Raw genomic sequence first — 25,729 nt, 5'->3', positions numbered from 1 at the left:
GAATCAGGACACACCCTTAATTATAGGGTAAAATAAAAAATTGATGACTTTTCTAAATTGACAGCCATTTTTTTATTTAAACTGATTGAAACCGACTTTAAACAAACTGATAAGTGATTTTAATATGACCAACCAATCCGACAATTTAACTGACCGTATCAACGACACGGCAGGCATCTTGACTTTTCAAGCACTGATTTTAACCCTGCAAAATTATTGGGCATCTCGTGGCTGTGTGGTGCTGCAGCCTTATGATATGGAAGTGGGGGCTGGGACATTTCACACCGCCACTTTTTTGCGTGCTTTAACGCCTGAAAAATGGAATGCAGCTTATGTTCAGCCATCTCGCCGTCCAACCGATGGGCGTTATGGTGATAATCCCAATCGCTTACAACACTATTACCAATTTCAAGTGGTGTTAAAGCCCAATCCTGCCAACATTCAAGAGCTGTATTTAGGCTCTTTAAAAGCCATTGGCATTGATACGCTGACCCATGATGTTCGCTTTGTTGAAGACAATTGGGAGAGTCCAACGCTTGGGGCTTGGGGTTTGGGTTGGGAAGTATGGCTAAATGGCATGGAGGTTACCCAGTTTACCTATTTTCAGCAGGTTGGCGGCATTGAGTGTTTTCCTGTGACAGGTGAGATTACCTATGGGCTTGAGCGTCTTGCCATGTATATCCAAGGCGTGGACAGTGTGTATGACCTTGTGTGGACGGACGGTGAGTTTGGGCGTGTAACCTATGGTGATGTGTTTCACCAAAACGAAGTGGAGCAATCTACCTATAATTTTGAACATGCCGATGTGGCTAAATTGTTTGAATTATTTGATTTTTATGAAGAGCAAGCAGATAAGTTGGTTGCGGTCAATTTACCGTTGCCTGCTTATGAGATGGTGTTAAAAGCCAGTCATGCCTTTAACCTGCTTGACGCTCGTGGGGCGATTAGCGTTACCGAACGCCAACGCTTTATCTTGCGTGTACGCACACTGGCCCGCAAAGTGGCAATCAGCTATGTGCAAGCTCGTGCCAAATTGGGCTTTCCTTTGGCAGATGATGCCCATAAGGCAGAAGCGTTGGAGAAGTGGTTGCCAAAAGAAGATGACAAATAAGCTCATACCATGATTGAAAACTTTTCTAAAGAGCTGATTATTCAACGACTACTTGCCATCAGCCTGTTGGTGGTGTTGATTATATTATGTTTTATGGTGGTGCAATTTTTTATTGTGCCTGCTCTTTGGGCGGCAATCATTGCTTATGTTACTTACCCTTTGTATAACTTTTTTCATCAAAAGGTAAAATTAAGCTCGGGCATGAGCTCAGGCATTATGACGATTAGCATTTCTTTGTTAATTGGCATTCCTTTGGTGATTGGGCTGTTTGTGCTACAACAAGAAGCGTTAAGTCTGTATGGCACACTTATCCGCCGTCTTAAAGCAGGTTATGTGGATTTGCCAGATGCCATCAAGGATTTGCCTGTGGTTGGGCAACAAATTAAAGATACCTTATGGGAAATTAACAAAAATCCTGAAAGTTCCATGCTTGCTTTAAAGCAGTGGATACAGTCGCACCTGTATTATGGCAAAGTGGCGTTAGATGTGCTGTTTAGTAGCCTTGCTAAATTAGGCATGGCGTTGATGACGCTGTTTTTCTTTTATCGAGATGGCACAAGCCTAATTAAGCAAATTCGTCAGGCGTTACGCAACATCATTGGCAATCGGATTGATGGCTATATTGATTCGGTGGGGGTAACCACGCAAGCGGTGGTGTATGGCATTGGTTTGACAGCATTGGCTCAAGCATTGTTGGCAGGAATGGGATATGCACTGGCAGGAGCACCCAGCCCCATTTTATTGACGTTATTGACGTTTGTGGTGGCATTGATACCTTTTGGTACGCCGTTTGCGTGGGGTGGGGTGGCGTTGTGGTTGATGAGTCAGGGACACACCACTGAAGGGATTGGTTTGGCGTTGTGGGGGATATTTGCCATCAGCTGGGTGGATAATCTCATTCGTCCGATTGTCATCAGTGGGGCAACACGCATTCCATTTATCATTATTTTTATTGGTGTGCTTGGTGGTTTGACGGCATTTGGTTTTGTGGGGTTGTTTATTGGTCCTGTGGTGCTGGCGATTGGGCTTGCTGTATGGCGTGAGTGGATAAGTCAACACAAAAATGAGCTGTTTAGCAAAGCCAATGAGCAAGACCAACGTTAGAGTACAAGACCAACACCAAAGTAGCATCATAAGTGAACAAATCACACACTTATCAGTGCTTGCCTTTGACCACAGTTAAGGTGGTTTTTATGAAAAATACGCTCAATACCCCTCGCCTCAATACCCCTCACCTCAATACTCTTCACATTGTGGCTGACCAGAACATTGCTTATTTACAAGACTATTTTAATTTACCAATATTAGGTGTGCCTGTTAAAATAACTGGCATGGCAGGGCGAGAGATAACCGCTGATGTGCTTGCCAAACATCAGCCCGATGCGTTACTCATTCGCTCAGTAACCAAGGTGGATGCCAAGTTGTTGGCAAACAATGACAGCGTACAGTTTGTTGGGTCAGCAACCATTGGCACTGACCATGTGGCAACCAGATATTTGGCAGAGCGTGGCATTGGTTTTGTTAATGCCATAGGTTGTAGCAAGCATTCGGTGGCTCAATATGTGTTGACCGCCATTTTGACTTTACGCCCACAGCATTGGCATCAGCCCATGACCCTTGGCATCATTGGCATGGGTAACATTGGCTGGACGTTAGCACAGTATGCCACTGATTTGGGTTGGCAAGTTTTGGCGTACGACCCTTTTGTTTCTGTTGTTGATAAACAGGCAGCGCGGATAAAAATGGCAAGGATAAAACAAGTGGATTTGCCAAAGTTGCTGACAAGTTGTGATGCCATCAGCTTGCATGTGCCATTGACCAATGACAGTCAAAGCCCATACCCCACCCGTTGTCTGATAGATGCCAATGCTTTGGCCATCACCCCTGTTGATACCTTGCTGATAAATACGGCTCGTGGGCAAGTGGTGAATGAAGCGGACTTGTTAGCAGACATGATAAAGACCAAACGCCAAGTGGTGCTAGATGTGTTCGAACATGAACCTGTGGTGAGTGTTGATTTGCTAAAACGGTTACACATTGCCACACCACACATCGCAGGCTACACACTGGAGGGCAAATTGCGTGGTACGCAGATGATTTATGATGGTTTGGTTGAGCATTTTGGATTAAACCGCCGTCAAGACATGGTAAATTTATTACCCAATAATCCATACCACTGGCAACACCTAAAACAGCACCCAAACCAATTACCAGCATACTATGACATCATGGCAGATAATCAAGCCTTACACGCCAAAATAACAAAACATATTAACCATGTCATCGGAGCAGACTTTGATGCTTTAAGAAAAAATTACCCACTACGCCGTGAGTGGTGTTCAACCATATCTGAGATATGAAAAAACCATTCATATTGTGAATATGGGGATAAATTTTTTGCCATAAGTTATTGCCTTATCGTTATTTTTTGTGTACTCTTTGTCTGTGTTTTAATTTTTTGTATTTTAATTGTTTGCGTTTTTAGTATTGATGTCTTAATTGCTTGGAGAATTTTATGAAAACTGTCTCAAAACTTTCAACTGTTGCGGTCATTGTAACCACTTTATTGCTACAAGCATGTGCCACCCCACATGTTGTGGAAGTCAATAAGCTTAGTGATGCAAACTTATCGTGTACTCAACTAAAAGCAGAAATTGAGGAAGCTAAAATGTTTGAGAAAAGAGCACGTGATGAGCGTAAAGTAACAGGTAAGAATGTTGCTGCCGCTGTTTTATTTTGGCCAGCTTTACTTGGTACTTACAGTAATACAGAAGAAGCCATCAATGCTGCCAAAGACCGTCAAAATACCTTAACCAAAATATATCAACAGAAAAATTGCCGTTAATGTGTTAATGTGTTAATGTGTTAATGTCATGGTGAACTTGAAAGTAGTTAACTAACTCAATAGAAATTATAAAACCCTCCTTTGTTAAGATGGCAAAGGAGGGTTTTATTTGATGAGAGATTTAGATAAGGGGTTTTATCTTTGTTTTTATCGTTTTTGTCGATATTTTATCCAATAATCAACACTCAAAAAACGACCACCACCATACATCAGCAAAAATAGTAGAATTAAAAAATATGTTGAAGCAAATTCAATGCCATTTTGCAAAATGATGAAGTTGCCCATTTCAGTTAGCCATTCATAATTACCATGTTCTTGTAAGATATGGCGTGCCATGGTAAGCCGTTCATTTACCTGCTCACTGGCAGTGATGCTGACTTGTGCCGATGATAACCCAAACCAATCAAAAAATCGTGCGGTACTGGTTGAAGCATCAGATGGAGCGATTGCAAACCAACCATTCTTAAGATGTACCGTCCATGCTGCCACCACCATGGTGATTGCCAACATCAGGCTAAACACACGAGTCATGACCCCAAATAATAAAGCAAATCCCCCCACAAACTCTGCCAAAACAGTTAAGCCTACCAGCACAGCAGGCATGGGTAATCCTAATCCCCAATCGGCATTGCCATACCACTCAGCGGTGCTGGCAAAATTCTGCCATTTGTTTAAACCTGCGATGATAAAAATAGGAGCAAGATAAATCCGTGCCAATAACAAAGGGATAAAATCAAGTAATGTCAGTTGTTGTATGACACGATTATATGTTATCGAAGTTTTTCGGATAAGACAGTTGTCTTGTTTGCAGGTTGGTATGTTAACTGAAGTTTTTGACATGATTCATTCACACAATTCATTCATATGATTTATTATGGTGAGATTTATTGAACATAAAGTAGCTGTTTTGCGACTAAATCTGCCACCAATTCTTTAAAAAATATCAGCATATCATCATTAAACTCACCACCAAGTAAAGGCAGAAATTCTTTTAATAACTCACTGTCATTGGAAAAAATGGGTCTTGATGTTATCTGTGGTATTTGAGTTTGCTTTTGTGATGGTTGCTTTTGCAATTTTTCTTGTACAAAATCTAATAACACAAAGGTAACAGGGGTTAAGTTGAGTGTTTCAATGCGTGTTTTAATGCGTGTTTTAATACCATCGCCATCTTGATGTCGATACATGGCTAAAAAAGTTGGCTCTGGCATCATGTTCTGCCATTCATTGCTTGAAGATGCTGATTGAAAAAAAGCTGGTTGATTAAATTGTTGTACAGGGTATTGATATTGCAAAAGCAGCAGACTGCCATTTAGTCTGAGTTGTGGCTGTTTTGATGGGTGGGCTGTTGAATTTTTGATTGATGTGTCTGGCCAGTAAGGCATTATCGGTGCAAACATGCGGTTTGGAGCAATGTCAGTTTGCAGTTCTGCCCATTCAAAATGAGCAAGCTCTGGCAAAAATGCTGGCAAGTCAAATGCTGGTAAGTCATCAGTCATGTGTTGGGAATCTGTGGTGATTTGAGCAATGAATTGAGTAAATTCATCATTAATATCAGTGAAATAAGGGCTATCCATCAGATGATGAGCGACAAACTTTTGACACAGTTTGTCAAAAGTTTGCTCACCAACCACTTGTTGGCATAAGGGAAAACATTGTTTGGGAAAACTTAATATGCTGTTTTTGACCAGTTCTTGATATAAAGTACCAACACGTTTTGGCACAAGTGCTTCATCTTTTGTGGTGTGTGTGCCACGGCGTATATATGCCCCAAATGTTTGTTGAAAATCTGCCAAATCAGATTGTTTAGGTTGATTGTGGGTGATGGTGGACATAGGCATAATTTCAGACCGCTTGGCGAGAGTAAGTTTTTGTTTGATACGCTTTAATCATTGAAGCTTCGTCTAACAATTCTGCTAAAGGCGGAAAGTTAAAATCACGCTCAAGGCAAGTTGGGATATCTTTTGCTTTTTTACCTGTGGCTTCAATCAAGCCATAAGCATCATCTAATAAGCTCCAAACAGGGTCAATGACTTTATTGCCATGTGTGTCAATTAAGAACCCATCAGGCTCAACATAATGTCCTGCCACATGCAGATAACACGTGCGTTCAAGTGGTAATTCATGTAAATACTGATGAGCATCAAAGCCAAAATTATGACTATTGACATAGATGTTATTCACATCTAAGTGTAGCAAGCAGTTGGCTTCTTCACATATGGCGGTGATGAATTCGCCATCGCTCATGTCGCTCATTGTTGGGCGAAAATAATAAGATGCGTTTTCAAAACCAATCTGTTGTCCCATGATGTCTTGTGCTTGTTTGATTCGGGTTGATACCAGTTTAACCGCCTCTTGGGTGCAAGGAATGGGTAATAAATCATACAGATGCCCAGAATCATCGCTACACCAAGACAGATGTTCAGTGTAGAGCTTGATGTCATGGGTTGTCATAAATGCTTTGATGTTTTTTAATAAGTTGCTGTCTAATTGACGGCTACTACCAATAGATAACGATAAGCCATGGCAGACAAAAGGAAAACGTTCGGTAAATTCACGTAATATGCTGTCATAAGCACCACCCATCTGACCATCTTTGGTTAGCCAGTTCTCAGGCGATAGCTCAAAAAAATCCAATACAGATAGGTCGTGTGTGCGTAATTGCCCCACAAGGCTACGACGAAAGCCAAGCCCTGTGCCACCAAGTTTTTGTTTTTCATTGCGTTTTTTACTTTTGTTGCTTGTTGTGCTTTGATGGTTGGTGGCGGTGTGTCGTTTGTGCTGAGTAACTTTGTGTTGGTTAACTTTGTGCTGAGTAACTTTGTGTTGGTTAACTTTGTGCATGACAAAAAACCTTGTCGTATTTTAAATCTGGTCGTATTTTTTTGTGGTGTGTTGGGATTTTTAAAAACCTGTATGGATAAATACAGGCTTTCAGTGTTTTATGGTTGTTAACAATAATGATGATTATTAACACTGTGGTTAATGTTAACGATGAATGTTAGTGGCTTGCACCACATTTGGCTTCACCGCACATGCCTTCACTACAGGCAGCTTCAGCAACTTTGTTGGTGCTTGCACCACATTTTGCCTCACCACACACGCCTTCACTGCAAGCAGCTTCAGCAGTTTTGGTTGATGTGCCTATGTTTTGTTGCGTTTGTACATCTTGTGTGCTTTGTGGGGTATTGGCTGTTTGAGTACTGCCAAAGGGATTTTGAGTACAGGCAGTAACACCAAGTGTTGCCAGTGATGCGGTGGCAAGGGTTTTGGCAAGGGTTTTTTTGGAAGAAAGTTTCATAATAATCCTGTTCTATGGGTTAATGGCTGTTCTATTATTCTATTCTATGGGTTAATGGCTTGCACCACATTTTGCTTCGCCGCACTTGGCTTCGGTATTTTTACTTGGGGCTTTACTGGTTTTGGTGCTTGCACCACATTTGGCTTCACCACATTTTGCTTCAGTGTTTTTAGCTTTGACTTTGGCAGCTTTTGCCTTAGCCTGTAGACAGGCTCTGTCATCTTTTTTACACTCTGTGGCTTGGGTATTTTTTGCCGTGAAAGGGTTGGCATGTGCCACGGTGGTGGATAATAGTACCGCAGAAGCTGCCAATAAAGCGGATTTGTTCAAAGTTTTCATGGTAATGCTCCAAGTTAATTCAGTTTAGGTTCAGGTTTAAGTCAATCTTAATCCCAGTACATATCGCATCTACATTGTATTTGCTATTTGTGTCTGTTTTATGTAATTCTTGTAATTATTTGCTAATATTGGGGTGTGTTACTCATTTGGTACAAATTCGGCATGACAGTTTTTTATGGGTTAAAAATGTTTTTATGGGCTAAAAATGCCCATATTTGGCAAAATGGCGTTTTAAGGATTTGTTTTTTGTGGTTTTGCTATCATAATGAATGGTTACTTTTAAATGGTTACTTTTCATTGTTAACTTTCATTCACTGTACTTTCATTCATTATTAACTTTTATTCATTGTTAACTTTTATTCATTATTAATAGGGGACATGTTTGTATGCTTAATCATCATGGTCATGATAAGTTTTATGGCTTAGCGACGGATACTTTTGATTCCACCATCTCCATCAATTTTGCCCCTATGATGACTCTTGGTATGGCAAAAAAACGAGCGAATTTACTCGCTAAGATGCGTCAATTTTTTGCCCAGCGTAACGTGCTGGAGGTTCAAACCCCTTTGCTGTCGCAAGCAGGCAATACCGATGTGTATCTACAGTCTATCCCTGCTGATGCCACTTATTTAGACAGATTAACCCGTTTTTATTTGCACACATCTCCTGAATTTGCGATGAAACGTTTGCTTGCCAGTTGGCAAGTGCCGATATATCAGATTTGTCCTGTGTTTAGAGACAATGAGCGAGGCAGTCGCCATAATCTTGAGTTTACCATGCTAGAATGGTATCGCCCTAATTTTGACTTAAGTCAGTTGGCACAAGAGCTGACGCAGCTGTTAGAGTTGGTGTCAGGGCAACAGCAAATACTTAGCCACTATCGTTATGTCGATGCGTTTATGGATCATGTTGGCGTGCATCCGTTAACCAGTAGTACCACCGTATTAAAGGCGGTGGCAGAAGACAAAGGAATTACCCATCACCTGCCTGAATCGGGCGTGGACGAGCATCAGATGTGGCTGGATTTGTTGTTTAGTCATTTGGTTGAGCCAAATTTGGGGCGTGAGTTGCCAACGTTAATCGTTGATTATCCTAAAGCAACGGCAGCGTTGGCTCGGATAGAAAAAGACAAAGATGGTCATGAAGTGGCTAAACGTTTTGAGTTGTATATCAATGGCATCGAGATTGCCAATGCTTATGATGAGTTGGCAGATGCTAAGGCATTGCAACAACGCTTTGAGTTGGATAATCAAATGCGTCAAGCCCAAGGATTGCCAGTGATGCCAATAGATAATGCCTTGTTGCAAGCGGTGGAGCAGATGCCTGCCTGTAGTGGCATTGCTTTAGGGGTGGATAGGTTATTAATGGTGCTGACAAACTCAAACCACATTGATGAGGTGATTGCTTTTGGCAGTGATAGGGCTTAAATGGTTTTTATCAATTTTTTATTGTCTTGAAATTGTGGCAATTTCCCCCATATTCATTTGCCAATCTATAGATAACAAACCATAGATAACAAACCACATACTTTTAGGTACGCCATGACATGAATACCAATCAAAAAAACAAGTTTAGTATCCACCCAGCCTTTGAGTTACTCTCACACCATAGCATTGACGCTTTATCATTGGACGTGTTGGTTTGCCAGCACAAGCAGACAGGGGCGATACATTATCACCTTGCTCACCCCAGTGATGAGAATGCGTTTTTGATTGGTTTTCGTACTCAGCCCATGGACTCAAAAGGCGAGGCTCATATTCTTGAGCATACCGCTTTGTGTGGCTCAGCCAAATATCCTGTGCGTGATCCGTTTTTTTCGATGATTAAACGGTCACTCAATACGTTTATGAATGCCATGACAGCGGCTGATTGGACAGTATACCCCTTTGCCACACAGAACCGTAAGGATTATTTTAACTTGCTGTCGGTGTATTTAGATGCGACATTTTTCCCCAATATTGACCCATTGGATTTTGCTCAAGAAGGCATTCGCATTGAACTGGACGAGGCAGACAAGCCCCAATTTAAGGGCATTGTGTTTAACGAGATGAAAGGGGCGATGAGTGGTGAGATTGACCAGTTGTATCATGCCATTGCTCACCATCTGTTCCCTACAACCACGTATCATTACAATTCAGGTGGTGATCCTGCCAAAATTCCAGACTTGACCCACGAAGAGCTTGTTCATTTTCATCAAAGCCATTACCAGCCGACCAATGCGGTCATCATGAGTTTTGGTAATATTGCGGTTGCAGACATTCAAGACAAATTGCATCATGATGCGTTGGTTAGGTTTGATAAAGGGCAAAAACACCGCTCAGTACTGGAGCAATCATTCACCGCTCCTGTGGTGGCAACAGAGCATTATGGTGTGAATGAGTTGACTAAAGAGCAGACGCATCATGTGTTGGCGTGGTTGTTACCGCCCATTGTTAATCCCAAAGAGCGTTTGGCATTGCGGTTGCTTGAAGGGGTGCTGACAGAGCATTCAGGGTCGCCTTTGCGAGCTTATTTAGAAAGCCATTCGTTGGCAACTGCCCCCAGTCCGTTATTGGGGTTAGATGACAGTCATTATCAGATGGTGTTTTATGCAGGGGTGCGAGGTTCTGAACCACAGCATGCCAAAGCGATAGAACAAGGCATCATGCAGTTATTGACAGACATGGCTGCCAAACCCATTGATGATGAAGAAATAGAAACCATTTTGCACCAAATTGAGCTTAATCAGCGTCATATCGGTGGCGACAGCATGCCTTATGGGTTAAATTTGATGCTAGAGGCATTTAGCACCGCCATTCATGATGGCAATCCCATTGATGTGTGGCAGATTGATGAGCATTTAGCATGGCTACGTGAGCAAGTCAAAGACCCCACATGGTTGCCCAGTCTGTTACAAAAGCATCTGGTGGATAATCCCCATCGAGTGCGTGTCAGTCTTGTGCCTGATGACAAACAAGCCGAACGCTTGGCAAAAGAAGAACAACAGCGTCTAGATGCCATCGATAAGACTTTGAGTGAAGCGGATAAAGCCCATCTGCGTGAGCAAGCGGTAGCATTGGCTAAGCGACAAACCACGCCAGATGACTTAAGTTTATTACCCAAAGTGGGCTTAGAAGACGTGCCAAAGTCCATCAGCTTGGCAAAGGGCAGTACTAAGTCCATTCGTTTGGCAGGGCAAGACACCACCTTGTATCAATATGAAACAGGCACGAATGGCTTATATTATCATCAAATCATTGTGCCATTGGCAGGGCGTGATGACATCATCAATCATTCGCTGTTGCCCATCTACCTTGCCTTATTGACAGAACTGGGGACAGACAGCTTATCTGCAAGACAGATGCAAGCCAAGCAAGCATCATTATCTTCTGGGATAACTGCTCGCATCAGTCAACGCACCAGCATCAATGACCCTTGGCGGTTACAAAGTTATTTTGTCATGGCAACCAGAGCCTTGGTAAGCAAACCACAAGCCATCAATTTGTTAAAAGAGGTGATGTTAGAGGGGGTGTTTAGCGAACATGACCGCATCAAGGAGTTGCTAAAACAAAAGCAGAATGCTTGGCAGTCAAGCCTTTCTCGGTCAGGTCATGCCTATGCCATGCAGACCGCCAGTCGTGGCATGAGCCGACAAGCCCAGATAGAATATGTGCGTGGTGGCTTGCCTGCGTTAAATGCCCTTAAAGCCTTTTTGACTCAAGCCAGCACCGATAAGACTGCCTTTGATGTGGCGTTTAATCAATTATCAAATGGTTTAATGGCATTGCATCAAAGCATCATCAACTTACCCATGCAAGCCATCTTAGTGGCAGAAGCTGATGATTTGCCAATGCTGACCGAACACTTAATCAATGCTTGGTCAGACACGCATCAGACAGACGCATGTCAAGCTGAAAAGCCATTGAACAGCGATGCCATAAGTAACTTGCCACCTGCTTTTGTGCAGACAATACCAGAGCTGGCAAATGGGCAACTGGTTGGAGAAGTCAGTGAGAAGCAAGTCAATGAAAAACAAAGGGTGGTGGAAGATTTGGCTTGGTTGGTTGCCACCAACGTCTATCACAATGCCAGCAGTTATCCTGTACCCCCTGCCAATCATGCTGATACCCCTGCCTTGATGGTGCTTGCTCCCTATTTGCGTCATGGTTATCTACACAGTGCCATTCGTGAGCAAGGTGGGGCATATGGTGGCGGAGCAAGCTATGATGCCGATGCCTGTGCTTTTAAATTCTTTAGTTATCGTGATCCACAATGTCAAGCAACATTTGAACACTTTACCAACAGCATTGACTGGCTGTTAACCACTGAGCAAAAGCCAGAACAGCTAGAAGAAGCCATTTTAGGCGTGGTGGCAGGCATGGACAAACCAGGCTCACCTGCAGGGGAAGCCGTCAAATCTTGCTTTGCAGATTTACATGAGCGTGGCGAAGCTTGGCAAAACGCCATGCGAGCTAAAATTTTAGCGGTAACTTTAGATGATTTACGCCGAGTGGCGAAAACCTATCTTAAAAACCAACCACATACCAAAGCCAGCCTAGCTCCTTATGATAAAGCACAAGATTTACAGGCATTGGGATTTGCTGTCAACAAAATAACTGGCTAAAAATAGGTAACTGGCTAAAAAAGGCGATGAGTTAACGCTAGCGTCCTGCTTGTGATAACTCACGGCGTTTTCGGTGAATGTCGTGAGTGATAAAAATTTCATCATCTTCTGGCATGTCAAACCATTGTGGATAAGCAAAGGTAGACTGGATATCTTCTAGCCCACTTTGCCAATGGTCGAGCATGGTTTTTCGGCTAAATTCGTAGTCTTTATAGCCTTTTTGGTAAGATTTGCTGTGATAAATCAGCTGAATGACGTTTTTTACCCCCACCTGGGTGAATTGGCAAGCATGTTTAAGCAGCTCTTTATGAGCTGGGGTTTTGATGCAATCAGGCGTGTTTTGAATGACATCAACCAGTTGGTTTATCATGCGATTGTATTCAAGCTTTTGTTTCATTAAATCGGTAATCATGCGAGTTTTACTGGAATATTGAATGTCTTTGATACGTTCATCAATCTCCAACATGTTCTCTGGCACAATGCCTTTAGCGTCCCACAAATCCACTTGAAAAATTAACTGGTTAAGATGCTCTTCATGATTTAGGATTTCATTTAATGGGGTGTTGGAGACCATGCCCCCGTCCCAATAATATTCACCCTGTATCTCCACCGCAGGAAACCCAGGAGGCAATGCCCCTGATGCCATAAAATGCTCAAAACGTAGTGGTTGGTCAGCGTTGCAAAAAATTTCAAAGTTACCTGTACGGACATTGACCGCAGAAACCGTTACTTGCAAACGTTCAGGGCGATTGATTAAATCCAAGCAACAATGTGATGCCAGCGTGTCTTTTAGCTTATCAATGGTATAGTAGCTTAAATGATTGGGCGTGGTTGCAAACGAAAGCTGATGGCGTGGGCGAAAAAATCCCTGTTGACCGTAAAGGGCAGTTTCAAACGCTTCAGCACTGGACTCAAGCATTCTTAGCTGATGTTTTAGCAGACCATTATCAACCAACCATGGCATCGATTGTGCCATCATGTCAAACTGACCAACAGTGTTGAGCCATTTTAATGACATATCAAATGGATTAAATCCCAAACCAAAATAATTACTTTGTGTGATGGTATTCCAAAAGCTTTTTAGTGCGTCCACACAATCTTCTGGGTGATTGCCAGCGATGATGGCGGTATTTAATGCCCCAATGGAAATGCCAGAGATGCTGTTAATCGAAATGCCTTGGTTATATAACCCTTCGTAGATACCAGCCTGATAAGCCCCCAACGCCCCACCACCTTGTAACAGCAGGGCAATGTGGTCGTATTGTTGTAATTTATCAAGTAATTGTGGGGCGTAAGGGACAGACGTTATAAGTGTGGGGAAGTTGGTATGTTTTTGGTAACGATTGGTCATCAGTGCAAGCCTTTTTATTGACGTTTTATCAAGCCAGTTTTATTCAGTGGGTTTTGTCAAACCAGTTATCAAGCCAGTTATTAAACCAGTCATCAAACCCAACCAACTCACCTTAACAAAAATTAATCAGCAATAAAAGCAGTTTTGCTTAGATGGTTTTGCTTAGATAATGACTTAGATGATTTGCTTGATAAATGTTATAATGGCACCATTATTAATCAGCAATCTATTAATGGCTAATCAGAGACAAAAAACAACGTTGACAAAAAACAACGCTTTTTAATCCTGCCACCCTAAATCTTATCAACCCTAAATCCTATCAATCTAGGAAACCCATCATGACCGACACCGACACCGACACCAACACCAACACCACAGACACCCCCCTAAGCAGTAATATCCAAATCACCGAATCTGCCCAAGGTTATCTGACCGAGCTGCTTGCCAAGCAGGAAACCGATGGCATCGGTGTGCGTATTTTTGTGGAGTATCCCGGCACACCACGGGCAGAATGTTGCATGGCATATCGTCAGCCTGATGAACATGATGACACAGATTTGCGCTTGGATTATCCAACCTTTTCAGCATTTATTGATGCCCATTCCATTCCTTATCTACAAGATGCGGTGATTGACTACAACAAAGACCGCTTTGGTGGTCAGCTCACCTTTCGAGCCCCTAACTCTAAAGTTCCGAAAGTGGGTGAAGATGCCAGTGTTGAAGAACGCATCAATTATGTGTTGCAATCAGAGATTAACCCAGGACTGGCAGCTCATGGGGGCATGGTAGAGCTATTAGAACTGATAGAAGAAGAAGGCGTGGGATTGACTGCGGTGCTGAAGTTTGGTGGTGGTTGCCAAGGCTGTGCCGCTGTGGACGTTACCTTACGTCAAGGGGTGGAAGTGCAACTTAAACAACAAATTCCAGAGCTGACACAAGTGGTGGACGAGACCGACCACACCCATCGTGAAAATGCCTATTATCAGTAGCTGTTTGTTATCAGTGGCTGTTTGGCAAATCAGCACATTGCCCCACCAAAAATATTGACCCATCAAAATTAACCCAGCAATCAACACTCACCTAACAGCAGTTAAGTGAGTGTTTTTTGTAAAAATTTAGAAATAGTAATTATTATTATTTACATTGTTATTATTAAAGTTTATAATCACAAACATTGCTAACCATTCTGATACATGACTGACATTCAATAGGAGTAAATGCTTATGGTTAATGTTTCTAAAACCACATTAAGCTTAGCAGTTGCAATGGCTTTGACAACTCAAATGAGTGTTGCTGCACCACAACAGCCAACCACCCAGCTTGAAGCGTTAACATTTAAAGCAGATCGCATGGGGGCTAAGAACAGCACTGACGTTGTTACCTTGCGAGAAAAAGACGAAAGCACCGCCACAGATTTGCGTGGTCTGTTGCAAGATGAACCCGCCATCGGTTTTGGTGGTGGTAATGGTACTTCTCAATTCGTCAGCATTCGTGGCATGGGTCATAATGCCATTGACCTAAAAATTGACAACGCTTACCAAGATGGTCAATTACACTATCACCAAGGTCGCTTTATGCTAGACCCCCAGATGGTCAAAGTCGTTTCGGTACAAAAAGGGGCAGGCTTTGCCAGTGCAGGCATTGGGGCAACCAATGGTGCGATTGTTACCAAAACCTTAGATGCTGATGAGCTTTTAAGAAACAGCGACAAAGATTATGGCTTTAAAGTTGGTGCAGGCTTGTCAACCAACAAAGGTCATTCTTATCATGGCAGTGCCTTTGGTAAAGCACAGACAGGATTTGGTCAGGTAGATGCCCTTGTCTCTTATAATCAAGTAAATGACGGTGATTATAAAGGCGGTAAAGGGTACACCAATCTGTTGGGCAATGATGTGGTTACAAGAAGTGCCCTAGATAAATCCAGTTACCTTGTCAAAGCAGGGCTAACCGCTGGCGATCATCGATTTGTGGTCAGCCATTTAAATGAAGCGCATAAAGGCATTCGTGGTGTGCGTGAAGAGTTTGACTTCGCCAATCGTGCCTTGACAATAGACATAGAAGATAAAAATAAGAAAAAACGTACCGAAGCAGAGCTTCAGGCAGAGTTGGATAAAAATTATGCAGACAAAGGTTACCAACTTGGCAGTAAAACACCAGATGGTAAAAAGTATAATGTGGTTGATACCAATGGTAAGTTGGTGGATAATTTAGTTGGGAACAACCCAACTCAGCGTGAAACCTACCAGAAGTTAACCAACCTTGAATGGACAGGTAAAAATCTTGGCTTTGCAAATGAAGTTACTGCCAATGTCTATAAGTTAGAACATGGACGCAACTCTTCCAGCGATAAAGGTAACAGCTATATTCTTCGTAAAGTACCTGACGCCATCAATGATAACGGTGATAGCCCATCAAATATGCATGTTAGTGCCAAAGGGGCAAATCTAAACTTTGACACCGAGTTTAACCACAGTCTCTTAAAAGGCTTTGGTGTTGACCATACTTTATTAAAATATGGTATCAACTATCGCCATCAAGAAGCCGTACCGCCCAGAAGTATTAGACCTGGTTTTCAACACCAAGAAAAAACCGATACTGGCATTTATCTGGAAGCGGTTAACCAAATCAATGACTTTACCATCAATACAGGCGTGCGTGTTGACCGTTTTGACTTTAAAGCCATGGACGGTAAAAAGGTTGGAAAAACCGACATCAACCCAAGTTTTGGGGTGATTTATGATGTCAATCCCAACCTTAGCGTCAGCGGTAGCCTGACCTATGCCACTCGCAGCCCACGCTTTGCTGATGCCATTTTAAGCCGTGGCTTCCGTGATGGTGTTGTAAGTATTACTGATAACGCAAAAGCAGAAAAAGCACGCAATACCGAGATCGGTTTTAACTATAATGATGGACCATATACCGCCTTTGGCAGCTATTTTTGGCAGCGTGTTAATGATGCCAGAGCTGCTGCTGATCCTATACAACACCCCAAAGATGATACAGCTCAGATTACCTATCTTGGCAACCAAGGTCATCAGACCAACCACGGTTATGAGCTGGGCGTAGGTTATGCTGATGGGGCGTGGCGTGCGCGTGCTGGCGTTGCTCACAGCAAACCAACCATGCACAATGTCAAATTTAAAGCCAACCCTGAATATGCCGTGCGTACAGGTCGCACTTGGACAGCAGATGTCGCCTACCGTTTGCCAAATCCAAGCGTGGAGCTTGGTGTGAGACACACGTTGGTTGAAGGGTTAAAAGACAAAGAGACCTCTATCCTTAATGGTGAAGTTGATAAATCAAGAGATGGTGCTATTCTTAACCGTAAAGGCTATAATGTCAGCGACATCTATGCCAACTGGAAGCCTTATGGCAATGATAAGGTGAATGTGAATTTCTCAGTGAACAACGTCTTTAATAAAAACTATCGCCCACACACTCAGCGTGCTTCCATAGATACCCTACCTGGGGCAGGTCGTGATTTCCGTGTTGGCGTGAATTTCACTTACTAACCACTGAACCACATGAATCACTAACCACTTATTTGCGTCTCTCCACACCGACTGGTAAATCTTATTTGCCAGTCGGTTTTTTATTGATGTTTATGATTTTTTATTGATTTTAGTGGGTTGTTAAGACAACACTTGCTTGGCAATTGCTTGATATTGTAATGGCTCTAACCGAGCGCCAAACTGTTGTACCACTTGATTGGCAACATGGCTGGCAAATTTGCCACACTGGGCAAGCGTGTGCCCTTGAGATAAGGCGTATAAAAATGCCCCTGCAAAATTATCCCCTGCGCCATTGGTGTCTTGTACTTTATCCACGACTGGTGTGTTGATGTGTGTCAGATGGGTCTTATCATCAGCATCTTTTTTCCCAATGACACTGCCATCACCGCCTTGGGTAACCACGGCAAGATGACAATGGTGCAGTAATTCTTGAACACAAGCATCAACTGATTGCTGTTTGGTAAACAATTGGGCTTCTTCAAGGTTACAAAAAATCACATCCACACCGTTACCAATCATATGCGTTAGCCCTGCTTTAGCAACGCTGACCACCGCTGGATCAGCAAAACTGACGGCAATTTTTTTATTTTGGCGACAGGCTTGTTGGTGTAATTTGCTGATTGCAGAAGCCATCTGCTCTGACATGGCAAGATAGCCTTCAAAATATAGCCACTCACTGTCTGTTAATATGCCAAAATCGATGTTTTTTTCATCAATGTCGCTTGATGCCCCCAAATGCGTTTGCATGGTGCGTTCACCATCGTCGCTGACACACACCACACAAGTACCTGTGATTTTTCCCTGATGAATGGCCTGCTCACTGGTATGTACCCCAGCGTCGTTAAGATTTTTTAGATAAAATGTGCCTTTGTCATCATCACCCACTTGGCAAGTATAATGGCATTTGCCCCCAAGGCTGGCGATGACATACATGGCATTGGCAGCTGAGCCACCACCCATAAGCTGACTGGGTTTAAGACCAAGGGCATCAAGTTGGTGCAATAAGTGTTGTTGTTGGTTGGCGTCTGCTAGGGTCATATTGCCTTTTTTTAACTGGGTGCTTGCCAGTTGGGCATCGGTTAAACGGTATTCGTGGTCAACCAAAGCATTGCCTATTGCCATGATGTGATACATGTTTATCCTTAAGATGATATTGATGGTGATTTAAGTGGCTCATAATTGCACGATAAAGACATCACAGTTAATGTCTGGCAAAATGTTATCGATGGTTGTGCCTTTAAGTAAGGCAGATAAGCCATGACGCTCATGACGTCCAATAATCATTAAATCCACCTGATGACTGTGGCAATAGCTGATGATGCCGTTACTGCTAGAGATGGCGGTATTGATGTTGATGTTACCACTGTCGATGTCATGTCTTTTAAGCAGCTCTTGTGATTTTTGTTGGGCAATTTGTTGGCGTTTTTTATCCACACCGTCATAAATGCTTGAAGCTGGGATTAACTCATAACCAAAGCCCACCATGTTATCTTTGACCACATGCAAAACCGATAGTTGAGCATTAGGGTGGGCATTTAGCATCATTTTGGCTTTAGCAGCGACAAGGTCGGCATCATTTTTTAGGTCGGTAACCAGTAATATGTGTTGGTAGTTCATACAGATTCCTGCTTTTTAAGTGTGGCATGTGTGCTGTCATCTCACCAGACGATTTAACGCATCAGCGAAGGCTTTTTTGTCTTTGCTGCCATAGGGCTTTTGTCCAGTTTTTGCTGTCTCTTGTGGATTAATCACCGTTCCTTAAAACCTACCTAAATCTACCCAAAGGCAAATTTAGCGTTTAATTCCTACTTCAACGTTGTTTGCCTTATTCGTTTGAACTTGGACTTACATCAACTCCATAGGCGTTTTTAATTGGGGATAGAACTTACCCACCAACGATTAATATTAAGATAAAGTTAAAACCTTATCTGCCTGATTTAAAATATTGATACTTGCATTAATATCACGGTCATGATTGGCATGGCAACTAGGACAAATCCAATGTCTAACCGCAAGTGTCAAGTTTTCTTTTGCCATAATAAAACCGCAATTTGAACAAGTTTTAGAGCTTGGATAAAACCTGTCCAATTCTTTGACTGTCTTGCCCCATTGATTTGCTTTATAAATAAGTTGCCGTTTAAATTCATAAAATCCCAAATCATGGATAGACCTTGCAAGCTTGCGATTTTTAACCATACCTTTGATGTTAAGGTTTTCAATGCAAATCACATCAAATCGTTTTACCAAATCAGTTGTGAGTTTGTGTAAAAAGTCTTTTCTGATGTTAAAGATTTTAAGGTGCAATCGTGATAGCTTGGTTTTCGCCTTTTCACGGTTGCTACTGCCTTTTTGTTTTCTTGATAAAGATTTTGACAATCTTTGCAGTTTTTTAAGTTTGTTTTTAAGTGGTTTTAGGGCTTTGATTTTTGTGCCATCTGATAGTGTGGCTAAATCGGTAATGCCTAAGTCTAAACCGACTGATTTACCTGTTTTGGGTAAAGGTTTTTGTGTGTCATCTAATTCAACAGCAATAGACACAAACCATTTACTGCCCTTTGTAAAGACTTTGGCGGATAGGATTTTACCGTCAAAGCGTAAGTTTTCACGCATTCTTACCAAGCCTAGATTGGGGATTTGAATAAAAGGCTTGTCTTTTTTAAGTTTTAATTTAAGTTGGTCGTTGGAAAGAGAAAAGCGGTCATTGACGCCTTTCTTTCTAAATTGGGGATATTTGCTTTCACCTTTAAAAAAGCGTTTAAAGGCATCGCCTAGTTGCATAATAGCAAGTTGTGGGGAGCATTTGGTAACTTCAAGCATAAAGGGGAATTGTTCACGCTTGATAGAATTAAGTTGTTTTCTTAGTTTACCTTGTGATGGTTTGTTAAGTCGGTTTTCGTCAATGGTTATGCCTTTGGCTAGGCAGTCATCACGGTATTGTTTGTCTTGTTCATATTGCTTTTTCCACTCGCTCAATGCCCAATTATAGGAAAATCTGGCAACGCCACAAGCCTTTTTGAGATGGGTGGCTTGGGTGTTGTTGGGGGTTAGCTCTATGATGTGTCCACGAATGGTTGTCATTGTAGTACTGCCTTAACAAGCACACCTATTTGGTCTCATTTGCGTAAGGTTGAGATGGACACGCCAAGTTGTTTGGAAGCTTCGTTGATACTGATTAATCTATTCATTTGGATATTATAAGATAGATTTAGTTAGATTTCAAGAAACAGTTCAAAGCCCCTGTGCCACGCATCATGTCCATAAAATCACGCATGTTTAGGGCTTGTTTGATGTTGTCAGCGGTGTATGCTTGCCCTCGTGTGGTGATGACAGATGCCCCTTTATTTATCGCATCGCTGGCAAGTGGAATGTCATTGGTAATCACCAAATCCCCCCGCTGACAGTGCTTAACGATGTGAGCATCAGCCACATCAAAACCTGCTTCCACCACTTGCAAGCCAATCAAGGGTGATTTGGGTAATTTAATGGCTTGATTGGCAACAAAAATTGCAGGCGTTTGTGTTCTGATGGCGGTTTTGCCTATCAGCTCACGGACGATGACAGGGCAGGCATCGGCATCTACCCAAATGCTCATGCCCATCAGTCTAAGCCAACCTTGTTAGGCAATGACGCAATCAATGCTTGTAAGGCAGGCTCTAGGTCGCTGACGTCGTTGGGCATCACAGTGATGTGGGCAATCTTACGCTCGGTGCGTTCTTGTTTATGATAGGTATGATAATGACAGCCATCAATCGCCAATACTTTATCGATATCAGGATATTGGCCCAAGACATTTATCATCACAGATGGACGTACATTGTCAGTATCGCCAAGTGGCAGACCAACCACCGCACGGATATGGTTTTCAAATTGGCTGGTTATCGCCCCTTCAATGCTCCAATGTCCTGAATTGTGTACTCGTGGGGCGATTTCATTTGCCAACACAATCGGCATGCCATCGGCATTTTTGCTAACAAACAGCTCTAACGTCAACACGCCCACATAGTCCAAATGGGTGAGTAATTTGGTAATGGCATGGTGAGCTTGTTCTTGTAATGTTCCCACACCCACAGCAGGGGCTTGGCTCTTAGCAAGGATACCATTGTGATGATAATTTTCTACCAAATCATAACAACGCACTTGCCCATCTTGTCCTCGAACAGCGATGATAGACACTTCACGACTAAAATCAATAAGACTTTCAGCAATCAAAGGGGCAGGCGTGGCAGTCAATGAACCATCACCAGTAACGGCAGAGCCTAGCTTTTGCCAAGCGGTGATGACATCATCATGATGACGGATAATAAATTGACCTTTGCCATCATAACCGCCACGGCTTGTTTTAACGACCAGTGGTAGACCCAAGGTTTGTACCGCTTGGTTCAGTTCTTCTTTGTTATTGACTGGCATAAAGGGGACAGTGGCAATGTCCAGTGCATTAAATAACTTTTTTTCTGCCAGACGGTCTTGAGCGACTTGTAGGGCATAAGCTGGGGGATACATGCCGTATTTGTGTGCGTCATCAGCATCAACATTGGCATCAACATCAATGTCAGTCGTTGGGTTAGGTTGAGACAATTTTTGTAGCCATTGCACGGTTTTGACAGGAACGTTCTCAAACTCTAAGGTAAATACGTCTGCATGATTGGCAAAATCTTCAAACTGTTGGCTACTATATACCTTGCCATACAAGCTGGCAGGGCAATTAGGGCTGTCTTCCAAAAACACACAGCGATAGCCAAGTGGTAAGGCGGCTTGAGCCAGCATCATACCCAGTTGCCCACCACCCAAGATGCCAATGGTTTTGATTTTGGTTGCCTTGGTGCTTATGTTTGTGGTGGTTTTGGGGGTTGGATTGGTGGTCATAATGCTGTCTTAATCAATAGGTTTTAATAAAAATAGGTTTTAACCATCGCTTGTCAATGTTTAAAAATCCGTTTGTCAATGCTTAAGAATTGATAACTCCCGGTATGGGGCTGGTTAAAATGGTCTTCGTTTGTTGTTCACGAAATCTGTCTAATTTATCAGCCAAAGACGCATCCTGCAATGCCAAAATTTGTATCGCCAACAAACCAGCGTTATACGCTCCTGACGTACCAATCGCCAGTGTCCCTACCGCCACCCCTTTGGGCATCTGTACGATAGACAGCAGACTGTCCCAGCCGTTTAGGGTAGATGACTTGATTGGCACACCAAGCACAGGCAAAGGGGTTTGGCTGGCACACATTCCTGGTAAGTGTGCTGCCCCACCTGCCCCAGCGATGATGACTTGTAGTCCGTTGTCTTTGGCAGATTTGGCAAAATCAAATAATCTGTCAGGGGTGCGATGGGCAGAGACCACTTCACAAACAAATGGCACATCAAAGTCCGCCAATAACTGCACCCCAAGCTTCATGGTTGCCCAGTCTGATTGTGAACCCATGATAACGCCGACTTTGGGCGTGCCTTGTGGGGAAGTGATGGGGGCGGTTGTGAGCGGTTGGTTTTTATCTTTATTTATGGCATTCATGGTCAGTTTTTTCCGTCCTAAAACGCTTCATCATACCGAAATTTGGCGGTGAGCAAAAGGGGTAGGGGCAATAGAGAACGTAAAACAATAAAAAACCCTGTAACAATTGCGATGACAGGGTGCTAAATGTGGTAGGACCATGGTGAAAGAACAATGCTTGCAAAATTAGCTTTTGTTTCTAAGCCACGCATGTGGTGGTGAACAAGCATTCTAACCGATAAACATAAGTCATATCAAGGCTTATCGTAAAAATAACCTTTTTTACCCTATTTTTTTTGCCTTGATGTAACTTGTTGATTTTTATCATGTTTTTAAATAACGAAAAAATAAGGGTCATGATAAGTTCTCTTCTACCTAATCACGTCTTAGCCAGTCACAACTGATAAAAATTATGGGCATGTCATGGGTGTACTTGTTCCCAACCATAAAGTGGCAAAGACACACAGATATCCTATCCACCTTACAAAAGTATAAAGCATATTAAAACTTTAGGTGGTCAAGTCCGCATCATCGCCAAAATGCCCAGTGGTCAACATGGGGTGATTGTTCTTCATGGGGTGATTATCTTCGCATCCAAGTGGCGATGGAATGGCGTTGGCGGTTGGTGATTTCCACTTGGTGCATTAAGTCACTTTGGAACAGCACCAAGCGATTGGCCTTTGGTAAAATGTGGTGCTGACTATCAGACAAATCAATTAAGCTTAACTCACCACCGTCCTCATCACCCCAGTCATCATTAAGATAGAACACCGCTGAGAGTATCCGCTCATGACGTCCTTGTGGGTTGTCTTGATGCCATTGATAGCCAAGCCCAACAGGATAATAGGCGTAATGGGCTTCGCTGTGTTGAATGCCAGTGTACAATAAGCGGTTACACAGTTTAGCCAGCTGGTCAATGCTGGCTAAATAATGACTGCCAAAAACACACTCTTGGTTTATCCAGCGGGTTTTATCACCACGGATATGGGTTATTTGTTCACCCTTGGTCAAGGAAGCTTGTTGATATTCACAACTGCCACTTTCAAGTTGCAATGCCTTTAATGCCTTGTCGGTGAACACATCATCTAACACCACAAACCCCTGATTGGCCAATCGCTCTAAATGAGCATCCGTCAGCCGTGCTTGCCAGTTCACCACAAAATCATCAACGGTGAATGATTGGGGCATCTTGATGGGGGATTGCATAAAAACAGCTCCTTGGGTTTTTGTCTTCTTTGGGCTTTAATCTGATGCCACAATTTAGTTAATCCGTTAAAACCAATCAGTTAAAACCAATCAGTTAAAACTTAGCCAGTTAAAACAGTCCTATAATCTCACCATCATCATTCACATCAATGTGTTGCGCTGCTGGCTGTTTGGGCAATCCTGGCATTCGCATGATACTGCCACAAATGGCGATGATAAAACCTGCTCCTGTGGCAACGGTCAAATCACGCACATGAATGGTAAACCCTTTGGGTCGCCCCAATAGTTTGGGGTTATCGCTGAAAGAATATTGTGTTTTTGCCATACAGATGGGCAGTTTATCAAGTCCTAATTTTTCTAAACGGCGAATTTGATTCAGCGCATGGCCACTCAGCTTAATATCATCTGCCCCATAGACACGTTGACTGATGGCAAGGATTTTGTCTTTGATGCTGTCATTGACGTCATAAGCAAACCCAAATGATGATGGGGCTGTTTTTGATGGGTTGTGTTTTGATTCATCGGTGAGTGATAATACCTTTTTGGCAAGTTCGATACCGCCTTGACCGCCTTTTTCCCACACATCGCATAACGCCACACTGACCCCCAAACTTTGACAAGCTTCTGTTATCATGTCGATTTCTGCTTGAGTGTCGGTGATAAAACGGTTAATGGCAACCACCACAGGCAGACCAAAAATGCCTTGCATGTTATCTATGTGTTTTAGCAAATTGGGCAAACCTTGTTGCAATGCACTTAAGTTTTCTTGTATTAATTCATCTTTTTTAGCACCACCATTGTATTTTAATGCTCGGATGGTGGCGACAATCACCGCCATGTCAGGTTGTAGTCCTGATAAGCGACACTTGATGTCGCAGAATTTTTCAGCACCAAGGTCAGCGCCAAATCCTGCTTCAGTGATGCAATAGTCGCTTAAATGCAAGGCGGTTTTGCTGGCAATCACCGAGTTACAACCGTGGGCAATGTTCGCAAAAGGTCCACCATGCACAATGGCAGGTGTGCCTTCTAGGGTCTGCACCAAATTGGGTTTGATGGCATCTTTTAATAAGGCTGTCATTGCTCCATGTGCGTGTAAGTCTTTGGCATAGATGGGCTGTTTGTCTCGGTTGTAAGCGACAAGCATGTTGCCCAATCGGGTTTTTAAATCGCTTAGGTCATTTGCCAGGCAAAACACCGCCATGACCTCCGATGCCACCGTGATGTCAAAACCATCTTCACGAGTCATGCCGTCAGTGGCATCACCACAACCGCTGATGATGTTGCGTAATTGACGGTCATTCATGTCGATGGCTCGCCGCCACAGCACTCGTTTGGGGTCAATATTAAGGGCATTGCCTTGATAGATGTGATTATCGATTAGAGCTGCCAGTAAATTATTGGCTGCCCCAATGGCGTGTAGGTCGCCAGTGAAATGTAAGTTAATGTCTTCCATGGGAATGACTTGGGCATGGCCACCGCCTGCTGCCCCACCTTTCATGCCAAAAACAGGGCCTAAAGATGGTTCACGCATGGCGACCATGGCAGTTTTACCTGTTGATGGGGTCAGCTGATTAATGGCATCTGCCAAACCGATGGTAACGGTGGTTTTACCTTCACCTGCTGGGGTTGGGTTGATGGCGGTTACCAAAATCAGCTTGCCATGTCGATTGGGCAGGTTGGCCATGTCTGTTAAATCGATTTTTGCTTTATGCTTACCATAGGGAATCAGATGTTTGGCTGTCAGTCCGATTTTGTTACCAATGTCATCAATGGGTTTGATGTCAGCGTTTTGGGCGATTTGATGGTCATTTAGCATGGTCATGGCGGTTTTCCTTTTTATGTGAGTTCATATAAACTTCCTGCAAAACCACAATTTTATTAGGTTCAGATTTTTTATAAAAGCCTTATACAATAAGGATAATCCGATTATTGGTCATCAGTTTTGCAGGAAGTCTTATGAATGTTACTTTTATGAT

The 25,729-nt window shown here is 42.9% G+C and carries 21 protein-coding genes and 1 pseudogene; 8 read left to right on the top strand and 14 right to left on the bottom strand.

What is annotated here, in order from left to right; translation table 11 throughout:
- The first annotated feature begins 124 nt into the window (after positions 1-124).
- From glyQ to B0682_RS08025, 4 genes are all read left to right on the top strand, one after another.
- On the top strand, positions 125-1,111 hold the full coding sequence (gene glyQ / locus B0682_RS08040; RefSeq protein WP_078308075.1) for a glycine--tRNA ligase subunit alpha: 987 nt from the start codon (positions 125-127) through the stop codon (positions 1,109-1,111).
- A gap of 9 nt (positions 1,112-1,120) precedes the next feature.
- Complete coding sequence (locus B0682_RS08035) at positions 1,121-2,215, top strand: AI-2E family transporter (RefSeq protein ID WP_078308073.1); 1,095 nt, start codon at positions 1,121-1,123, stop codon at positions 2,213-2,215.
- Positions 2,216-2,304: 89 nt separating this feature from the next.
- Entirely contained in the window at positions 2,305-3,471 is a 1,167-nt protein-coding gene (locus B0682_RS08030) for a 4-phosphoerythronate dehydrogenase (protein WP_078308071.1), read from the top strand.
- Between the two features lie 155 nt (positions 3,472-3,626).
- The gene (locus B0682_RS08025) at positions 3,627-3,956 is read left to right on the top strand and encodes a hypothetical protein (protein ID WP_078308069.1); all 330 of its coding nucleotides are present in this window, start codon (positions 3,627-3,629) and stop codon (positions 3,954-3,956) included.
- 147 nt (positions 3,957-4,103) lie between these two features.
- Here the strand turns inward: B0682_RS08025 and B0682_RS08020 are convergent, their stop codons facing one another.
- From B0682_RS08020 to B0682_RS08000, 5 genes are all read right to left on the bottom strand, one after another.
- Positions 4,104-4,796: an HvfX family Cu-binding RiPP maturation protein gene (locus tag B0682_RS08020; protein WP_078308067.1), complete on the bottom strand. Its 693-nt coding sequence runs from the start codon at positions 4,794-4,796 to the stop codon at positions 4,104-4,106.
- Positions 4,797-4,840: 44 nt separating this feature from the next.
- Positions 4,841-5,797, bottom strand: a complete 957-nt coding sequence (locus B0682_RS08015) for an HvfC/BufC N-terminal domain-containing protein (protein WP_078308065.1) — start codon at positions 5,795-5,797, stop codon at positions 4,841-4,843.
- A gap of 4 nt (positions 5,798-5,801) precedes the next feature.
- Entirely contained in the window at positions 5,802-6,800 is a 999-nt protein-coding gene (locus tag B0682_RS08010) for an HvfB family MNIO-type RiPP peptide maturase (protein ID WP_078308063.1), read from the bottom strand.
- 157 nt (positions 6,801-6,957) lie between these two features.
- Positions 6,958-7,257, bottom strand: coding sequence for an HvfA family oxazolone/thioamide-modified RiPP metallophore (locus B0682_RS08005; RefSeq protein WP_078308061.1), 300 nt, complete (start codon positions 7,255-7,257; stop codon positions 6,958-6,960).
- Between the two features lie 51 nt (positions 7,258-7,308).
- Positions 7,309-7,596: an HvfA family oxazolone/thioamide-modified RiPP metallophore gene (locus B0682_RS08000; protein WP_205760125.1), complete on the bottom strand. Its 288-nt coding sequence runs from the start codon at positions 7,594-7,596 to the stop codon at positions 7,309-7,311.
- Between the two features lie 470 nt (positions 7,597-8,066).
- On the opposite strand from B0682_RS08000, the gene epmA reads away from it, so the two are divergent.
- Together epmA and B0682_RS07990 are read left to right on the top strand one after the other, a co-directional pair.
- Positions 8,067-9,023 carry an EF-P lysine aminoacylase EpmA gene (gene epmA / locus B0682_RS07995; protein WP_240494941.1) on the top strand — a complete coding sequence of 319 codons (957 nt, stop codon included), beginning with the start codon at positions 8,067-8,069 and terminating at the stop codon, positions 9,021-9,023.
- Between the two features lie 119 nt (positions 9,024-9,142).
- Positions 9,143-12,199, top strand: a complete 3,057-nt coding sequence (locus B0682_RS07990) for an insulinase family protein (protein ID WP_078308057.1) — start codon at positions 9,143-9,145, stop codon at positions 12,197-12,199.
- Positions 12,200-12,236: 37 nt separating this feature from the next.
- Here B0682_RS07990 and B0682_RS07985 read toward each other — a convergent pair whose 3' ends face one another.
- A complete protein-coding gene (locus B0682_RS07985; RefSeq protein ID WP_078308055.1) occupies positions 12,237-13,550 on the bottom strand; it encodes a DUF3734 domain-containing protein in 1,314 nt (437 codons plus the stop codon).
- 338 nt (positions 13,551-13,888) lie between these two features.
- Between B0682_RS07985 and nfuA the strand changes: the two genes are divergently transcribed.
- Both nfuA and B0682_RS07975 read left to right on the top strand, forming a co-directional pair.
- Entirely contained in the window at positions 13,889-14,539 is a 651-nt protein-coding gene (gene nfuA / locus B0682_RS07980; RefSeq protein ID WP_078308054.1) for a Fe-S biogenesis protein NfuA, read from the top strand.
- A gap of 234 nt (positions 14,540-14,773) precedes the next feature.
- Positions 14,774-17,062 carry a TonB-dependent receptor domain-containing protein gene (locus B0682_RS07975; RefSeq protein ID WP_078308052.1) on the top strand — a complete coding sequence of 763 codons (2,289 nt, stop codon included), beginning with the start codon at positions 14,774-14,776 and terminating at the stop codon, positions 17,060-17,062.
- 120 nt (positions 17,063-17,182) lie between these two features.
- Here the strand turns inward: B0682_RS07975 and B0682_RS07970 are convergent, their stop codons facing one another.
- From B0682_RS07970 to B0682_RS07935, 8 genes and pseudogenes are all read right to left on the bottom strand, one after another.
- The gene (locus B0682_RS07970; protein WP_078308050.1) at positions 17,183-18,196 is read right to left on the bottom strand and encodes an adenosine kinase; all 1,014 of its coding nucleotides are present in this window, start codon (positions 18,194-18,196) and stop codon (positions 17,183-17,185) included.
- A 39-nt stretch (positions 18,197-18,235) separates the two neighbouring features.
- Positions 18,236-18,679 carry a universal stress protein gene (locus B0682_RS07965; protein WP_078308048.1) on the bottom strand — a complete coding sequence of 148 codons (444 nt, stop codon included), beginning with the start codon at positions 18,677-18,679 and terminating at the stop codon, positions 18,236-18,238.
- 288 nt (positions 18,680-18,967) lie between these two features.
- A complete protein-coding gene (locus B0682_RS07960) occupies positions 18,968-20,140 on the bottom strand; it encodes an RNA-guided endonuclease InsQ/TnpB family protein (protein WP_078308046.1) in 1,173 nt (390 codons plus the stop codon).
- A gap of 151 nt (positions 20,141-20,291) precedes the next feature.
- Positions 20,292-20,654: pseudogene (locus tag B0682_RS07955) on the bottom strand (YaiI/YqxD family protein); the annotation flags it as partial.
- 5 nt (positions 20,655-20,659) lie between these two features.
- On the bottom strand, positions 20,660-21,925 hold the full coding sequence (locus tag B0682_RS07950; protein WP_078308044.1) for a 5-(carboxyamino)imidazole ribonucleotide synthase: 1,266 nt from the start codon (positions 21,923-21,925) through the stop codon (positions 20,660-20,662).
- Between the two features lie 82 nt (positions 21,926-22,007).
- A complete protein-coding gene (gene purE, locus B0682_RS07945; RefSeq protein WP_078308042.1) occupies positions 22,008-22,568 on the bottom strand; it encodes a 5-(carboxyamino)imidazole ribonucleotide mutase in 561 nt (186 codons plus the stop codon).
- Positions 22,569-23,129: 561 nt separating this feature from the next.
- Positions 23,130-23,753, bottom strand: a complete 624-nt coding sequence (locus B0682_RS07940) for a 2OG-Fe(II) oxygenase (RefSeq protein WP_240494937.1) — start codon at positions 23,751-23,753, stop codon at positions 23,130-23,132.
- A 109-nt stretch (positions 23,754-23,862) separates the two neighbouring features.
- On the bottom strand, positions 23,863-25,575 hold the full coding sequence (locus B0682_RS07935; RefSeq protein ID WP_078308040.1) for a formate--tetrahydrofolate ligase: 1,713 nt from the start codon (positions 25,573-25,575) through the stop codon (positions 23,863-23,865).
- Positions 25,576-25,729 lie beyond the last annotated feature (154 nt).

This window comes from Lwoffella lincolnii (genome assembly GCF_002014765.1).
In the GTDB taxonomy this organism is placed as follows: Bacteria; Pseudomonadota; Gammaproteobacteria; order Pseudomonadales; family Moraxellaceae; genus Psychrobacter; species Psychrobacter lincolnii.
Note: the sequence above shows the minus strand (reverse complement) of the source record. Positions and strands in the feature narration are given on the sequence as shown.

Excerpts from the sequence above, each read along its gene's own strand:
- glyQ (WP_078308075.1), top strand. The coding sequence starts at position 125 with ATGACCAACCAATCCGACAATTTAACTGACCGTATCAACGACACGGCA.
- B0682_RS08035 (WP_078308073.1), top strand. The coding sequence starts at position 1,121 with ATGATTGAAAACTTTTCTAAAGAGCTGATTATTCAACGACTACTTGCC.
- B0682_RS08030 (WP_078308071.1), top strand. The coding sequence starts at position 2,305 with ATGAAAAATACGCTCAATACCCCTCGCCTCAATACCCCTCACCTCAAT.
- B0682_RS08025 (WP_078308069.1), top strand. The coding sequence starts at position 3,627 with ATGAAAACTGTCTCAAAACTTTCAACTGTTGCGGTCATTGTAACCACT.
- B0682_RS08020 (WP_078308067.1), bottom strand. The coding sequence starts at position 4,796 with ATGTCAAAAACTTCAGTTAACATACCAACCTGCAAACAAGACAACTGT.
- B0682_RS08015 (WP_078308065.1), bottom strand. The coding sequence starts at position 5,797 with ATGCCTATGTCCACCATCACCCACAATCAACCTAAACAATCTGATTTG.
- B0682_RS08010 (WP_078308063.1), bottom strand. The coding sequence starts at position 6,800 with ATGCACAAAGTTAACCAACACAAAGTTACTCAGCACAAAGTTAACCAA.
- B0682_RS08005 (WP_078308061.1), bottom strand. The coding sequence starts at position 7,257 with ATGAAACTTTCTTCCAAAAAAACCCTTGCCAAAACCCTTGCCACCGCA.
- B0682_RS08000 (WP_205760125.1), bottom strand. The coding sequence starts at position 7,596 with ATGAAAACTTTGAACAAATCCGCTTTATTGGCAGCTTCTGCGGTACTA.
- epmA (WP_240494941.1), top strand. The coding sequence starts at position 8,067 with ATGATGACTCTTGGTATGGCAAAAAAACGAGCGAATTTACTCGCTAAG.
- B0682_RS07990 (WP_078308057.1), top strand. The coding sequence starts at position 9,143 with ATGAATACCAATCAAAAAAACAAGTTTAGTATCCACCCAGCCTTTGAG.
- B0682_RS07985 (WP_078308055.1), bottom strand. The coding sequence starts at position 13,550 with ATGACCAATCGTTACCAAAAACATACCAACTTCCCCACACTTATAACG.
- nfuA (WP_078308054.1), top strand. The coding sequence starts at position 13,889 with ATGACCGACACCGACACCGACACCAACACCAACACCACAGACACCCCC.
- B0682_RS07975 (WP_078308052.1), top strand. The coding sequence starts at position 14,774 with ATGGTTAATGTTTCTAAAACCACATTAAGCTTAGCAGTTGCAATGGCT.
- B0682_RS07970 (WP_078308050.1), bottom strand. The coding sequence starts at position 18,196 with ATGTATCACATCATGGCAATAGGCAATGCTTTGGTTGACCACGAATAC.
- B0682_RS07965 (WP_078308048.1), bottom strand. The coding sequence starts at position 18,679 with ATGAACTACCAACACATATTACTGGTTACCGACCTAAAAAATGATGCC.
- B0682_RS07960 (WP_078308046.1), bottom strand. The coding sequence starts at position 20,140 with ATGACAACCATTCGTGGACACATCATAGAGCTAACCCCCAACAACACC.
- B0682_RS07950 (WP_078308044.1), bottom strand. The coding sequence starts at position 21,925 with ATGACCACCAATCCAACCCCCAAAACCACCACAAACATAAGCACCAAG.
- purE (WP_078308042.1), bottom strand. The coding sequence starts at position 22,568 with ATGAATGCCATAAATAAAGATAAAAACCAACCGCTCACAACCGCCCCC.
- B0682_RS07940 (WP_240494937.1), bottom strand. The coding sequence starts at position 23,753 with ATGCAATCCCCCATCAAGATGCCCCAATCATTCACCGTTGATGATTTT.
- B0682_RS07935 (WP_078308040.1), bottom strand. The coding sequence starts at position 25,575 with ATGACCATGCTAAATGACCATCAAATCGCCCAAAACGCTGACATCAAA.